Consider the following 13662-nt stretch of genomic DNA (forward strand, 5'->3'; position numbering starts at 1 on the left):
CCTTCACGCGCGACGCTGTTTGCGCTTCTTCCACTGATGCGCGACCCACCAACGCCAATAGCCCATGGTCAGGCAATAGGCCAGCGCGCCCAATACCAGCCCCACGACCACCGATCCCAACAGGAATGGCTGCCACAGCGTGCTCAACTGGCCGCTGATCCACTCCCAGGTGAGGTTGTCCGGCAGGCTGCGCGGCGGCACGTTCATCAGCCAGGCACCGGTCAGGTAAGTGCAGATAAACACCACCGGCATTGTGATCGGGTTGGTCAGCCACACCAGGCTGACGGCGATAGGCATATTGCCGCGCACCACAATCGCCAGGATCGCGGCCAGCAACATCTGCAGCGGAATCGGGATGAATGCCGCGAACAGGCCCACCGCCATGGCACGCGCAACGGAGTGCCGGTTCAGGTGCCAGAGGTTGGGATCATGCAGCAACGTGCCGAGAAATCGTAAAGACTTGTGTTCCCGGATACTCGTGGGATCGGGCATGTACCGTTTGAATAAGCGCCGGGGCATAAGGGGGCCAGGTCAGTTCGAGGGGCAAGTATGCCCGCATTCTATAAACAGAAAATTCAGACTTTGTGACAAAACATCATCGGCAGCGCTGGGCGAGCGACTAAGACTGAGTGGATCACTTGCAAGGGATGATTCATGAAAATCGGCATGTTTGCGCTCGGACTTGGCCTGCTTTCGTTGCGACTTTTACCCGCACTGCCGCCTACCGGATGGCTACTGGCCATGTGGGTGATTGCGTTGATGTTGTTGCCTTTTCGCACCTACCCGGTGGCCTTTTTCCTGTTCGGATTGGGCTGGGCGTGTCTGAGCGCGCAGTGGGCCTTGGACGACCGTCTGAAGCCGGCGCTGGATGGCCAGACGCGTTGGGTAGAAGGCCGCGTGACCGGCCTGCCGCAGCAGACGAGCACTGGCGTACGGTTTGAACTGACCGACAGCCGGTCACGCACAGCCCGCTTACCCAAGCGCATTCGGGTGTCCTGGCACGGTGGCCCGCCAGTAAAGAGTGGTGAGCGTTGGCGCCTGGCGATCACCTTGAAACGGCCCGCGGGGCTGCTCAACTTTCACGGTTTTGACCACGAAGCCTGGCTGCTGGCCCAGCGCATCGGCGCCACGGGATCGGTCAAGGACGGCCAGCGGCTGGCGCCAGCCCGCAATGCCTGGCGCGATGCTGTCCGCCAACGCTTGGCGGCGGTGGACGCCCAAGGGCGCGAGGCGGGTTTGGCGGCGCTGGTATTGGGCGATGGCTCCGGGCTGGCTGCCGGGGACTGGCAGGTATTGCAGGACACCGGAACCGTGCACCTGCTGGTGATCTCCGGCCAGCACATCGGCTTGCTGGCGGGGTTGATCTACGGCCTGGTGGCCGGGCTTGCGCGCCACGGCTGTTGGCCGCGAGCCTTGCCGTGGCTGCCATGGGCGTGTGGCCTGGCGTTTGCCGCCGCGCTGGGTTACGGCCTGTTGGCTGGGTTTGGTGTGCCGGTACAACGCGCCTGTGTGATGGTCGGCCTGGTATTGCTGTGGCGTCTGCGTTTCCGGCATTTGGGGATCTGGTGGCCACTGTTGTTGGCGCTCGACGCCGTGCTGGTGCTGGAACCGTTGGCGAGTTTGCAGCCGGGGTTCTGGTTGTCGTTCGCGGCCGTCGCGGTGCTGGTACTGGCGTTCAGCGGGCGCCTGGGCCCATGGAGTCTGTGGCACGCATGGACGCGTCCACAGTGGTTGATTGCCATCGGTTTGTTTCCGCTCCTGCTGGTGCTTGGGTTGCCTGTAAGCCTGAGTGCGCCAGTGGCCAATCTGTTTGCCGTGCCATGGATCAGCCTGGTGGTATTGCCATTGGCCCTGCTGGGGACTGCGCTGCTGGCGATTCCGTTTGTGGGTGAAAGCTTGCTGTGGTTGGCCGGCGGCGCACTTGATGGGCTTTTCAGGGGGCTGACGCTGCTGGCGAGCCAGCAGCCGGCCTGGATACCGGCCGAGGTGCCCCTGGTGTATTGGTGTGTAAGCCTGGTGGGCGCGGTGTTGTTGCTGCTGCCCCAAGGCGTGCCGTTTCGGCTGCTGGGCTGGCCAATGCTGTTGCTGGCGGTCTTTCCACCCAGGCAGGCCGTGCCTTTTGGGCAGGTTGAAGTGGTGCAACTGGATGTCGGCCAGGGGCAGGCGCTGATCCTGCGCACGCGTCATCACACCTTGCTTTACGATGCGGGGCCGCGTTCCGGCGAGTTTGATCTTGGCGCGCGCGTGGTGCTGCCCGCGTTGAAAAAACTCGGGGTCGACACCCTGGACCTGCTGGTGATCAGCCATGCTCACGCGGATCACGCGGGCGGTGCGCCAGCCGTTGCCCAGGGGCTTGCAGTCCAGCGGGTGATCGGAGGAGAAACCCAAGGCTTGCCGGCATTGCTCGATACTCAACCCTGCGTCAGTGGCGAGCAGTGGGAGTGGGACGGTGTAGCGTTTGAACTGTGGCAGTGGCCTGGCGCCACTAGCAGCAACCCGAAATCCTGTGTGTTGGGTGTAAAGGCCAACGGCGAACGCCTGCTGTTGACCGGCGATATCGACCGCGCTGCCGAACGGGCTTTCCTCGCGTCCCCCCTGGCGGTACGGACCGATTGGCTGCAGGCGCCGCATCATGGCAGTCGCAGTTCTTCATCCTGGCCCTTACTGGAACAGCTGGTGCCCAAATCGGTCCTGATCTCACGGGGGCGTGGCAACGCGTTCGGTCATCCGCACCCGCAGGTGCTGGCGCGTTATCAGGCGTTGGGCAGTCGCGTGTACGACAGCGCCGAGCAAGGCGCCGTGCGTGTGCAATTGGGCGCCTTTGAACCACCTGAAGTTGCTCGCAGTCAACGCCGCTTCTGGCGTGAAGCGTTACCCTAAATCAACCTCGCCCAAGACCCAGGCCCGCGACGGGCGGGCCGGTGGCTGACGAGCCCCGCTGACGAACCTATATGGTAAAGTGGCGCACTTTTTCGAGGGGACATTCACTGTGTGGGAATTGGTCAAATCCGGCGGCTGGATGATGTTGCCGATCATCTTGAGCTCCATCGCCGCACTCGGCATCGTCGCCGAACGCCTGTGGACCCTGCGTGCCAGCCGCATCACGCCCGAGCATTTGCTGGGGCAGGTGTGGGGCTGGATCAAAAACAAACAACTGGATAAAGACAAACTCAAGGAATTGCGCGCCAACTCCCCCCTGGGTGAAATCCTGGCTGCCGGTCTTGCCAACTCCAAACATGGTCGCGAGATCATGAAAGAGTGCATTGAGGAAGCCGCCGCGCGGGTCATCCATGAGATGGAGCGCTATATCAATGCGCTGGGCACCATCGCGGCCATGGCGCCATTGCTGGGCCTGCTGGGTACGGTGTTGGGCATGATTGATATTTTCAGCTCATTCATGGGCTCAGGCATGACCACCAATGCCGCGGTATTGGCAGGCGGTATCTCCAAGGCCCTGATTACCACGGCTGCGGGCCTGATGGTCGGTATTCCCTCGGTGTTTTTCCACCGTTTCCTGCAACGCCGCATCGATGAACTCGTGGTAGGCATGGAGCAGGAAGCCATCAAACTGGTGGAAGTGGTGCAGGGTGATCGTGATGTCGATTTCGTCGAGGGCCGGGTGTGAAATTTCGCCGCAAGCAACGGGAAAACGTTGATATCAACCTCGCGTCGCTGATTGACGTGGTGTTCATCCTGCTGCTGTTCTTCGTCGTCACCACCACGTTCACCCGGCAAACCCAGCTGCGTGTCGACTTGCCGGAAGCGGTGAGCGGTTCGCCGGCCGAGGACCAGGACGCCAAGCAACTGGATATTGCCATCAGCGCCGACGGGGTGTTCTCGGTGAATAACCAATTGCTTGAGAAAAATGACCTCACCAGCCTGATGGACGCCTTGCAGAAAGAATCCGGCGGCGATACCAACATGCCGCTTTCGATCAGTGCAGACGGCAAAACCCAGCATCAAGCCGTGATCACCGCGATGGATGCCGCCGGCAAGCTCGGCTTCACCCATCTGCGCATGACCACCGTAGAGGCGGCGGCCCAACCCTGATGGCCATGTCCGATCGTTTGCTCAAGGCCTGGTACGAAGGCCACCCGGCACTCACGCTGCTGCGGCCGCTGGAGTCTTTGTATCGGCGTGTGGTGCAGCGCAAACGTGCGCGTTTTCTCGCGGGTGAGGGCGCGATCTATCAATCGCCAGTACCGGTGGTGGTGGTCGGTAATATCACTGTGGGCGGAACGGGCAAAACGCCGCTGATTCTGTGGCTTATCGATCACTGCCGGCGCAGTGGTTTGCGGGTAGGGGTGGTCAGTCGCGGTTACGGTGCCAAACCGCCGCAGTTGCCGTGGCGGGTCGAGGCCAGCCACAGCCCTGAAGTGGCCGGTGACGAGCCGTTGCTGATCGTGCAGCGCAGCGGCGTCCCGCTGATGATTGACCCAGACCGCAGTCGCGCGGTGAAAGCGCTGCTGGCCAGCGAGCCGCTTGACCTGATTCTTTCCGACGACGGCCTGCAGCATTACCGCCTGGCCCGTGACCTTGAACTGGTGTTGATCGATGCCGCCCGTGGCCTCGGCAACCGTCGTTGCTTGCCGGCCGGACCTTTGCGCGAGCCGGTCGAGCGCCTGCAGAGCGTTGATGCGCTGCTCTATAACGGTGCCGCGTCCGATCGCGAGGATGGCTTCGCCTTCCGTCTCCAACCCACGGCACTGATCAATTTGAAAACCGGTGAGCGCCAGCCCGCCGATTATTTTCCGGTAGGCCAACAGGTCCATGCGGTCGCGGGTATTGGCAACCCGCAGCGTTTCTTCACTACCCTTGAAACGCTACACTGGCTGCCGATACCGCATGCGTTTGCCGACCACGCGCCCTACAGCGCCGATGTCTTGAATTTTACGCCGGCATTGCCGCTGGTCATGACCGAAAAGGACGCGGTGAAGTGCCGCGCCTTTGCCCGTCCCGACTGGTGGTACCTTGCAGTGGATGCGCTGCCGTCACCGGCGTTTGTCGCCTGGTTCGACACGCAACTGATGCGCTTGCTGCCCGCCCGACTCTTGCCTTAAATCGCTTTTACCCAGGAAACGCTCATGGACACCAAACTGCTCGACATCCTCGCTTGCCCGATCTGCAAAGGCCCGCTCAAGCTCAGCGCCGACAAAACCGAGCTGATCAGCAAAGGCGCCGGCCTGGCGTACCCGATCCGTGATGGCATCCCGGTGATGCTGGAGAGCGAAGCCCGTACCCTGACCACCGATGAGCGTCTGGATAAATGACCACCGCCTTTACCGTTGTCATTCCTTCGCGCTATGCATCGACCCGCTTGCCGGGTAAGCCGCTGCAATTGATCGGCAACAAGCCGATGATCCAGCTGGTGTGGGAGCAGGCCTGCAAAAGCAGCGCCGAACGGGTCGTGGTGGCCACCGATGACCCGCGCATCATCGAGGCCTGCAAAGGTTTTGGCGCCGAAGCGGTGTTGACCCGCGAAGACCACAATTCCGGCACCGACCGCCTGGCCGAAGTCGCCACGCAGCTGGGTTTGGCGGCGGATGCAATTGTGGTCAACGTGCAGGGCGACGAGCCATTGATCCCGCCGAGCGTGATCGATCAGGTCGCCGCCAACCTGGCTGCCCATGGCGAAGCGCGCATGGCGACCCTGGCCGAGCCTATCGAAGACATCGACACGCTGTTCAACCCGAACGTGGTCAAGGTGGTCAGCGACATCAATGGGCTGGCGCTGACATTCAGCCGCTCGACCCTGCCTTGGGCGCGCGACGCGTTTGCCAGGAGTCGCGACGTCTTGCCGGAGGGCGTGCCGTACCGCCGCCACATCGGCATCTATGCCTATCGCGCCGGTTTCCTGCATGACTTTGTCAGTTGGGGCCCGTGCTGGTTGGAAAACACCGAGTCTCTGGAGCAACTGCGTGCCTTGTGGCACGGCGTGCGTATCCATGTGGGCGACGCGCTGGAAGCACCGCCGGCCGGCGTCGATACCCACGAAGACCTTGAGCGCGTCCGTCGCCTGCTGGGGGCCTGATGGAGGTTCTGTTTGTCTGCCTGGGCAACATCTGCCGTTCGCCGACCGCCGAGGGCGTATTGCGCCATAAACTGCGCGAAGCGGGCTTGGCAGGCCAGGTCGAAGTGGCGTCTGCGGGCACCGGTGATTGGCATGTCGGCAACCCGCCGGACCAGCGTAGCCAGCGTGCGGCGTTGGTGCGCGGGTATGATCTGTCGGCTCAGCGTGCCCAACAGGTCTCGCGTGCCGACTTTGCACGTTATGACCTGATCCTGGCTATGGACCACAGCAACCTGCGCAACCTCAAGGCGCTGCACCCCGGGCAGGGTAAAGCGGAGCTGGACTTGTTCCTGCGCCGTTTTGAGTCTGAAGTAGACGAGGTGCCAGACCCTTACTACGAAGGTGAACAAGGCTTTGAACGGGTTCTTGACCTGATCGAGCGCGCCTGTGATTTATTGGTAATCGAATTGAAGGGGCGGTTATGACCTTGCAGGTGCTTGCGCAGGTATCGCTCAAGCCATTCAACAGCTTTGGCATCGACGTACGCGCCCAATTGTTTGCCGAGGCCCGTAGTGATGCCGATGTCCGCGAAGCCCTGGCTTACGCGGCTGCGCACGCAGTGCCGCTGCTGGTGATCGGTGGCGGCAGTAACTTATTGCTGACCCAGGACATTCAAGCATTGGTGTTGCGCATGGCGACCCAGGGCATTCGCGTGTTGCAGGATGATGGGCAGCAGGTGGTGGTCGAGGCCGAAGCGGGCGAAGCGTGGCACCCGTTTGTACTGTGGACCCTGGAGCACGGTTTCTGTGGTCTGGAAAATCTCAGCCTGATCCCCGGCACTGTCGGGGCCGCGCCGATGCAGAACATTGGTGCCTATGGTGTAGAGATCAAGGATGTGTTTGCCGGCTTGACCGCTCTGGATCGCCAAACGGGCGAGCTGCGCGATTTCAGCCTGCAAGAGTGCAACTTCGCTTACCGCGACAGCCTGTTCAAACACGAAACCGGGCGCTGGTTGATTCTGCGCGTGCGTTTTGCCTTGAGTCGCACCAGTCACCTGAAGCTCGGCTACGGCCCGGTGCAGCAGCGCCTGGCCGGGCAGGGGATCACCGAGGCGACGCCCAGCGACGTCAGCCGCGCAATTTGCAGCATCCGCCGGGAAAAACTGCCGGACCCGGCCGAGCTGGGTAATGCCGGAAGCTTTTTCAAGAACCCGCTGGTGTCCCAAGCGCTGGCCGCAGAGCTACAGGCGCTGTATCCGGACCTGGTGGCTTACCCGCAGACTGACGGGCAGATGAAACTCGCGGCCGGCTGGCTGATCGATAAGGCCGGCTGGAAGGGCTTTCGTGATGGCGATGCGGGCGTACATAAGATGCAGGCACTGGTGCTGGTCAACTATGGTGGGGCGACAGGGCACGATATTGCCGACCTGGCGCTGCGTATCCAGCAGGACATTGCTGAACGCTTCAAGGTTGAGCTGGAAATGGAACCTAATCGGTACTGAACCGTTAGAAACAAAAATGCCCCGCATCTTTCGATGCGGGGCATTTTTTATGGCGCTAGCAATCAGTCATCACGGCCCATGATGCCGAAGATCTGCAACAGGCTGATGAACAGGTTGTAGATCGATACATACAAGCTGATGGTCGCCATGATGTAGTTGCGCTCACCGCCGTGGATGATGGCGCTGGTCTGGAACAGGATGCATACAGAGGAGAACAGCACAAACCCTGCGCTGATCGCCAACTGCAGGCCGCTGATCTGGAAGAACATGCCTGCGACCACTGCTGCCAGCAACACGAAGAAGCCAGCGGTGATGAAACCGCCCAGGAAGCTCATGTCCTTGCGGCTGATCAGCACGTAGGCCGACAGACCACCAAAGACCAGGGCCGTCATGGCAAACGCCGAGCTGACCACTTGCGCGCCGCCGGCCATGCCGAGGTAACGGTTAAGGATCGGGCCGAGGATAAAGCCCATGAAACCCGTCAAGGCAAACGCCGACACCAGACCCCAGGCCGAGTCACGCAGCTTGTTGGTCAGGAAAAACAGACCGTAGAAACCGATCAACACGACAAAGATGTTCGGGTAGCCAACGCGCATTTGCTGCGCTACATACGCCATTACGCCGCTGAATGCGAGGGTAAGGGCGAGCAAGCCGTACGTATTGCGCAACACGCGGCTGACTTCAAGCTGCTCAGCCTGCGCGTTACCATTCACCGCGTAATTCTGTTCGCGCATGGCGACACTCCTTCAGTTTTGAAACGTTCAGTCGCAAAGATCATAACAGACGCTCTGTAACAAGCGATGCCGAGAGTTTGACAGTGTGTTTCATTCGGGTATTATGGCGCCCGCTGACACGGGATGGGCTACTATAATCCTGTGATGCAAAAGGGAAATTGGCAGAGTGGTTGAATGCACCGGTCTTGAAAACCGGCGAACGTTAATAGCGTTCCCAGGGTTCGAATCCCTGGTTTCCCGCCGCGAACTCAACAAAATCAAGGGCTTGGATGAAAATCTAGGCTCTTTTTTTGTGTTTTTTCGGCCGAGAGATGGGGTAGGGCGTGCCACTCCCTGGATAAAATGAGTGGTCTCTAAGAGTGCAACAATTCCAGTTGCACCTTACCAATCCTTTCAGTTGACGCTTTGGGGGGGTGACTACCTTTCACTTCTCTCTGTGCTTCCCTTAGGCGCACGTCCAATAAATGAACGTGGTTCGCTGGCCGGGCGATTTGTCCCAATCCTAATATGAGCTAGAGCCCAGAGTCTGATGGTGGCCAAAGGAGGCGGCATGTGCACATTGTGATGCCCCGTTGATGACTAGTAGAAATGAAAAAGCTGCGGCGTAAGATGCTCGGTTGGGACATTTTCAGATTGGCGAACTGATTGGCTTCCTCCTTCGGCAAAATCACGTCTCGTGCAGAGTCTTCGTTCAGCGACCGATTTCCTCCGCTTCCTGTCTGCCCCTCCCCGCACGATGTTGCTGAATTTTTGGTAGTGCCCCCTTTGGTATTTATCTCATCCAAAAACATTCATCACTCGCCCGCTTGCCTCTGGCTGTGATGGGGCGAAACGGTCGCCGGTGAATTCGTTAGGCTACCGCAGATCCATCAGCGGTATCTCCGCCTTGCTGAATTTGAATCCCTCCAGGAACAGCTCGCTTAGGGTCGCAACCGCAGCCTTTGTGATGACCCGCGTGTCGTCCGTTGGATATGGCAGCTCACAGATAACACCGCGAGCATACCCAGGGGGCCTATGACCAGCATCACGAGCCTTGATAAGCGCCCCAAGGCACTGAACAAGACATCGATCAGCCTTTCGAGACGGGAACTCAAACCACTGAAGCCTGCGACTTTCCAAAAACTTCGCGTAGTTCAACAGCCCGTTCAGGTTGCTAGAAACGGTCTTAAGGATTGCCTCACCATTGGTGACTCTCTCCATAGCCCAGAGATTCGCTTCTCTCCAGGGCAAACCGTCTTCCTAGAATATTTGTGGTAGCCCTTCGATCACTACACGGGAGCTATTCAGCGAGTAGCTAATCAGGCGGTCTTTGACAGAAAGGTCATGCGGACTGAAGTGAGTGTGTTCGACGGTAGGCAAGGGAAATCTCTGTAAGAACAAGCGTCAATGTCCATGAACGCGCCATCTGACTTTGGACGTCCACGGTATGCAACTTATTGTTATCAATGCTGTAGACCTCAAGCGCTGGCACCATCGACTCGTTGATCGTCATGACGCGTTCGCGCGTGTCGCCCTTTATGTGGAATAGACAATCAACGGGAATTGTTCGATAGCAGGCATTTGAGCACGCAGGCTTGTGTATTCGCAGGTGGGCAGGCGGATGCATTGCCGCTTTCAGCTGGCGATTACGCGTATAAACTGCCAGGCGGCGAAGCCCAGCAGGAAGAGGCCTGCGCTGCGGTCGATCCATTGCATGGCGCTAACTCCCAAGCGGTGACGAATACTGGACACGCCGAAACTGAGGGCTAGCCACCAGAGCGCAGAGCCGCAGAATATGCCCAGCACCATCACCAGCCCGTCCGCACCGGACAGAGCCTCGCCGCCGGACAGAGTGGCAAAGATGGCAACGAAAGAAAGTATGGTCAGCGGGTTGCTCAGCGTCAGGAGGAACACCGAGGCGAATGCCGGCAGCACGCGGGCTTGGTCGCTCGCACTGGCGGCTTGTTCCGGTGGTGTGGCGCGCAACATCTTCAATCCCATCCAGGCCAGAAACAGGGCGCCAAAGAGGGCGAGCGGGGTGACCAGCGTGACGAAGACACGGGTGATTGCACCGATACCAAAGGCGCCCAGCGCACCATAGCAGGCATCCGCCGCCGCAGCGCCCAGGCCGCTTATAAAACCGATGCGCGCACCATGCCCCAGGGTTCGCTGGATGCACAACAGACCAATGGGGCCAACAGGCGCTGCGATGGACAGGCCGATCAGGACGGATTTGAGAAACAGGAGGGTCGCCATGCGCAGGCTCCGGGACAGTGGACATGGGCAATATTCTGCGTTGCAATGCATCGATCCTGAATGCAGGGATTACGGTAGTTTCGTGTAATCGCCTGAATAAATTACGAATTTAGAATCGGATGCCTGAAAAAATGGAGCTGGATGCAAAATCCTGGAAAATACTTCAGGTCGTACAACGTGAGGGACGTATTTCCCTGACAGATCTAGCACCAAGGGTGACCCTTTCGCTGCCGGCCACCTCCGAGCGCCTAAAGCGCCTGGAAGAGGCCGGAGTGATTGAGGCGTACTGCGCAACGGTTTCCGCCGAAAAGGCCGGTTACGGGGTGATGGCGCTGATCGGCATGACTACTCCGCAATTGAACAAGGCGCGGCTGATCGGCCAGTTGCAGCAGATGTCGGAGGTGCTGGAATGCCTGCACGTGACCGGGCAGGACTCCTTTATCCTGCGGGTGGTGACCCGCGATATCCGCCACCTGGAGCGTTTCGTCGGCAGCATCAACCACTTTGGCGAGACGCGTACGTCCATCGTCATGTCTGCGCCCATTCCCATGCGCGGGGTGGCACCGCCACGCGATTGATCACTCGAGTTGGGCAGAGCTCAAGTTCGAATGGAAACGACCTGACGACGGCGCACCTAACGCTGCCAGGATCATTGAGGCCGCGACAATTGATGGCCTTGGGCAGGTTGCTGCGCAGCTTTCCGGATCATAAGCTGACTACCCGGCAGCGCCGCCTGGACTGCCTCGACCACTCGGCGAAGGTGGGTGAATTTGTGGTTCTCTTCGACCGCCTTGTCATACCAAAGCTCACGGGCTTCATCTTTGCTCAGATTGCCCAGTTCCCAGTCATGGCGGCCTGTCCGCTGGCGGCGGCGCTGCAGGATGCACTTCTGGGCCAGGGCGTGCAGAGCGTTGCCGCTGAACACTGTAGGGCTGATGCCGCGATCCAAGCAATTTAGGATGTAGTCCCAGCCGCAGTCGGCGACGAGCTCGGCGACGGTGCGCGGACCCATTCCATCCCAGTAGGTGTTCCGATCGGCTGGCTCTATGCATTTCCGTGGCAGATGTGGTTTGCGTGGGGAAGCTGATTAGCCGATCACTGGCTGGTGTTACCAGGTGACGCCCGGGTGGCGGTGGCGATTGATTTGAACTGCTGATTCCACCAGGTGCCGAAACAGCTACCACCCAGAGGACATAGCGATGACTGAAGAAAAGAAGAAAGAGCCCGAGCAGGAAACCCCGGCACATTCCACCGAGGAAGAGCGGGAACGCCTGAAGGACTTCAACAAAGACGGCATACCGCCTGGCGCGTGCTGATCAACTCGCCAATTGAAGCAATAGCCGCCGCCCGATCCATCGAACCACGGCAACGGCCTTACTGTTGCCGATCGCCTTGTAGCGGGGGACCGTCCGGGCATTTGCTGGCTGGTGGGTAATTGCACTCCACCTGACCACCCATTTGCATTCGACTTGACCAGTCGTTTGCATCGGATTTGACCAGCACACTGGGCGGCCCTGACTGGCAGTAGTCGACCCAAAGCGGACCAAGGATTATTGCAGGTGGGTTAGTTTCCTGACGCTTTTGTGCGCCTTATAGTGGCAATAATTTTTCGGTCAAAGGAATGGCTATGACCCCGTTAAACGGCCTACTCATCGGTGCAATTGGCGACTTCGACATCGTAAATACCACTTCGCATTGCACAAAAAGGGGAGCGCCATGCGTGCAGGAATGATCCTTGCCGGGATTGGCACCACTCTGGCGCTGTCGTCTGCATCGCTAGCCCAGCCTGCGCCTCTGCCGCCACTCACCGTCAACCAACGTGGCATCTCGGTTCTGGTACAAGGCTCGGGAACAGATATCATCTTGATCCCAGGGTTTGCGTCGTCCTACGAAGTATGGGCTGATTTGGCCTCTAGATTACGGCAGAGCCACCGCCTCCATCTCGTACAGGTAGCTGGTTTTGCCGGCTCGCCTGCTGTAACCAATCCAGACGGGCGAGTAGTGGCGTCGACGGTCGAGGCTATCTCTGAATACATCCGCAGCCAGCGCATCGAGGCGCCTGTCATCATCGGTCATTCGTTGGGTGGTGAGGTGACGCTGATGTTAGGGGCTCGTCATCCCGATCAGGTGGGACGCCTTATGATTGTCGATGCGATGCCCTTTTATACGTTGCTGTTTGACCCCTCAGCGACCAGTGAAACTGCTGCGCCGCATGCTGCTGCGATGCGCGATGGAATGTTAGCGGCAACGCCCGAGCAGGTGGAAGCTATGCAGCATGCCTCCATCGCCCGTCTTGCCAAAACCGAAGCGGCCAGACCAGGCCTGGTGGCAGCGGGGATAAACTCGGACCGAAAGACTATGGCCGATGCCATGTATGAACTGATGGTTACCGATCTCCGGCCTGAGCTTGGACGCATCAAGGTGCCTGTCGAGGTCGTTTATGCCTACGACTCGCATTACGGCGTAGAGGCGTCCCAGGTTGATGCAATGTTCCGTAACGCCTATGCCTCAACCCCAAACATCAGCTTCAGGCGCATTGACGACAGTTTTCACTTCATCATGCTTGATCAGCCAGAACTGTTTGCCGGTGCTGTCATCAAGTATCTGAACCCGTGAGCGACGGAGGGTTTGCTAGAGTGATGAATTACCGTTAAAGGGCACAGGATTCGTTGCTGTGCTTGCAGATCACCGACCGTCCGTTTTTGGCCGTTTTTGCCGGTCAAGGCCACCCAGTGTGCTGGTCAAATCCGATGCAAACGACTGGTCAAGTCGAATGCAACTGGGTGGTCAAGTCCATGCAATTACGCAGCTGGCTTGCCGCGCCGGGGAATCAGCGTGTGGTCGTCGGCCATGTCTTGGAGGCGCTCGCACTCGACGGGAGTGAGGCGGCGCAGCATTGCAGAGTGGCAGCAGCAGGTGACCAAATGATCATCAAAGTTCTGGAGTTCAGGCGGGAGGACTGGCGCGACGCGGCCAAGACCCTGCGCAAGATCGCCGATGACCTCGATGCGGCCGAACATCCGGAGTGCACCGTAGGCGCCTTGACGCTGATCGGTGCGAAGGGAGAGGTGACCGTGTTCGGCCTCGGCCCCAAGTGCGATGACCTGTAAGGCTTAGGTGCGATGCGCTTGGGAGAGCAGAAGCTGATCGATGTGCTGCGCGACAGTTCAGAAGGGTAAATT

The 13662-nt window shown here is 59.4% G+C and carries 14 protein-coding genes, 1 tRNA gene and 1 pseudogene; 12 read left to right on the forward strand and 4 right to left on the reverse strand.

What is annotated here, in order from left to right:
• Positions 1-3 precede the first annotated feature (3 nt).
• The gene (locus FPT15_RS22455; protein ID WP_145164745.1) at positions 4-519 is read right to left on the reverse strand and encodes a DUF2062 domain-containing protein; all 516 of its coding nucleotides are present in this window, start codon (positions 517-519) and stop codon (positions 4-6) included.
• Between the two features lie 135 nt (positions 520-654).
• Here FPT15_RS22455 and FPT15_RS22460 point away from each other — a divergent pair, with 135 nt between their 5' ends.
• From FPT15_RS22460 to murB, 8 genes are all read left to right on the forward strand, one after another.
• A complete protein-coding gene (locus tag FPT15_RS22460) occupies positions 655-2880 on the forward strand; it encodes a DNA internalization-related competence protein ComEC/Rec2 (protein ID WP_145164747.1) in 2226 nt (741 codons plus the stop codon).
• 109 nt (positions 2881-2989) lie between these two features.
• Positions 2990-3625, forward strand: coding sequence for a MotA/TolQ/ExbB proton channel family protein (locus FPT15_RS22465; RefSeq protein WP_106579832.1), 636 nt, complete (start codon positions 2990-2992; stop codon positions 3623-3625).
• The gene (locus FPT15_RS22470) at positions 3622-4050 is read left to right on the forward strand and encodes a biopolymer transporter ExbD (protein ID WP_106579831.1); all 429 of its coding nucleotides are present in this window, start codon (positions 3622-3624) and stop codon (positions 4048-4050) included. The genes FPT15_RS22465 and FPT15_RS22470 overlap by 4 nt, the downstream gene beginning before the upstream one ends.
• Positions 4050-5060 (forward strand): tetraacyldisaccharide 4'-kinase, encoded by a 1011-nt coding sequence (gene lpxK, locus FPT15_RS22475; RefSeq protein WP_145164749.1) that lies wholly within the window; start codon positions 4050-4052, stop codon positions 5058-5060. The genes FPT15_RS22470 and lpxK overlap by 1 nt, the downstream gene beginning before the upstream one ends.
• Positions 5061-5084: 24 nt before the next feature.
• Positions 5085-5270, forward strand: a complete 186-nt coding sequence (locus tag FPT15_RS22480; RefSeq protein ID WP_003174668.1) for a Trm112 family protein — start codon at positions 5085-5087, stop codon at positions 5268-5270.
• Positions 5267-6031, forward strand: coding sequence for a 3-deoxy-manno-octulosonate cytidylyltransferase (kdsB, locus tag FPT15_RS22485; RefSeq protein WP_145164751.1), 765 nt, complete (start codon positions 5267-5269; stop codon positions 6029-6031). Before FPT15_RS22480 ends, kdsB begins: the two co-directional genes overlap by 4 nt.
• Positions 6031-6495, forward strand: coding sequence for a low molecular weight protein-tyrosine-phosphatase (locus FPT15_RS22490; protein WP_145164753.1), 465 nt, complete (start codon positions 6031-6033; stop codon positions 6493-6495). The genes kdsB and FPT15_RS22490 overlap by 1 nt, the downstream gene beginning before the upstream one ends.
• Positions 6492-7511 (forward strand): UDP-N-acetylmuramate dehydrogenase, encoded by a 1020-nt coding sequence (gene murB, locus FPT15_RS22495; protein ID WP_145164755.1) that lies wholly within the window; start codon positions 6492-6494, stop codon positions 7509-7511. Before FPT15_RS22490 ends, murB begins: the two co-directional genes overlap by 4 nt.
• A gap of 62 nt (positions 7512-7573) precedes the next feature.
• On the opposite strand, the gene FPT15_RS22500 is transcribed toward murB, so the two are convergent.
• Positions 7574-8245: a Bax inhibitor-1/YccA family protein gene (locus FPT15_RS22500; RefSeq protein WP_145164757.1), complete on the reverse strand. Its 672-nt coding sequence runs from the start codon at positions 8243-8245 to the stop codon at positions 7574-7576.
• A 152-nt stretch (positions 8246-8397) separates the two neighbouring features.
• Here FPT15_RS22500 and FPT15_RS22505 point away from each other — a divergent pair.
• Positions 8398-8485 (forward strand) — tRNA-Ser (locus FPT15_RS22505).
• A gap of 1374 nt (positions 8486-9859) precedes the next feature.
• Here FPT15_RS22505 and FPT15_RS22520 read toward each other — a convergent pair.
• Entirely contained in the window at positions 9860-10480 is a 621-nt protein-coding gene (locus FPT15_RS22520; protein WP_145164761.1) for a LysE family translocator, read from the reverse strand.
• A gap of 131 nt (positions 10481-10611) precedes the next feature.
• Here FPT15_RS22520 and FPT15_RS22525 point away from each other — a divergent pair, with 131 nt between their 5' ends.
• Positions 10612-11058, forward strand: coding sequence for an Lrp/AsnC family transcriptional regulator (locus FPT15_RS22525; RefSeq protein WP_145164920.1), 447 nt, complete (start codon positions 10612-10614; stop codon positions 11056-11058).
• A gap of 71 nt (positions 11059-11129) precedes the next feature.
• Here FPT15_RS22525 and FPT15_RS22530 read toward each other — a convergent pair whose 3' ends face one another.
• Positions 11130-11492 carry a hypothetical protein gene (locus FPT15_RS22530; protein WP_256676507.1) on the reverse strand — a complete coding sequence of 121 codons (363 nt, stop codon included), beginning with the start codon at positions 11490-11492 and terminating at the stop codon, positions 11130-11132.
• A 704-nt stretch (positions 11493-12196) separates the two neighbouring features.
• On the opposite strand from FPT15_RS22530, the gene FPT15_RS22540 reads away from it, so the two are divergent.
• Both FPT15_RS22540 and FPT15_RS22545 read left to right on the forward strand, forming a co-directional pair.
• Positions 12197-13096, forward strand: coding sequence for an alpha/beta fold hydrolase (locus FPT15_RS22540; protein WP_145164764.1), 900 nt, complete (start codon positions 12197-12199; stop codon positions 13094-13096).
• Positions 13097-13404: 308 nt separating this feature from the next.
• Positions 13405-13659 (forward strand): annotated as a pseudogene (locus FPT15_RS22545) (hypothetical protein).
• Positions 13660-13662 lie beyond the last annotated feature (3 nt).

Source organism: Pseudomonas sp. RGB, from assembly GCF_007713445.1.
In the GTDB taxonomy this organism is placed as follows: domain Bacteria; phylum Pseudomonadota; class Gammaproteobacteria; order Pseudomonadales; family Pseudomonadaceae; genus Aquipseudomonas.

Excerpts from the sequence above, each read along its gene's own strand:
- FPT15_RS22455 (WP_145164745.1), bottom strand. The coding sequence starts at position 519 with ATGCCCCGGCGCTTATTCAAACGGTACATGCCCGATCCCACGAGTATC.
- FPT15_RS22460 (WP_145164747.1), top strand. The coding sequence starts at position 655 with ATGAAAATCGGCATGTTTGCGCTCGGACTTGGCCTGCTTTCGTTGCGA.
- lpxK (WP_145164749.1), top strand. The coding sequence starts at position 4,050 with ATGGCCATGTCCGATCGTTTGCTCAAGGCCTGGTACGAAGGCCACCCG.
- FPT15_RS22480 (WP_003174668.1), top strand. The coding sequence starts at position 5,085 with ATGGACACCAAACTGCTCGACATCCTCGCTTGCCCGATCTGCAAAGGC.
- kdsB (WP_145164751.1), top strand. The coding sequence starts at position 5,267 with ATGACCACCGCCTTTACCGTTGTCATTCCTTCGCGCTATGCATCGACC.
- FPT15_RS22490 (WP_145164753.1), top strand. The coding sequence starts at position 6,031 with ATGGAGGTTCTGTTTGTCTGCCTGGGCAACATCTGCCGTTCGCCGACC.
- murB (WP_145164755.1), top strand. The coding sequence starts at position 6,492 with ATGACCTTGCAGGTGCTTGCGCAGGTATCGCTCAAGCCATTCAACAGC.
- FPT15_RS22500 (WP_145164757.1), bottom strand. The coding sequence starts at position 8,245 with ATGCGCGAACAGAATTACGCGGTGAATGGTAACGCGCAGGCTGAGCAG.
- FPT15_RS22520 (WP_145164761.1), bottom strand. The coding sequence starts at position 10,480 with ATGGCGACCCTCCTGTTTCTCAAATCCGTCCTGATCGGCCTGTCCATC.
- FPT15_RS22525 (WP_145164920.1), top strand. The coding sequence starts at position 10,612 with ATGGAGCTGGATGCAAAATCCTGGAAAATACTTCAGGTCGTACAACGT.
- FPT15_RS22530 (WP_256676507.1), bottom strand. The coding sequence starts at position 11,492 with ATGGGTCCGCGCACCGTCGCCGAGCTCGTCGCCGACTGCGGCTGGGAC.
- FPT15_RS22540 (WP_145164764.1), top strand. The coding sequence starts at position 12,197 with ATGCGTGCAGGAATGATCCTTGCCGGGATTGGCACCACTCTGGCGCTG.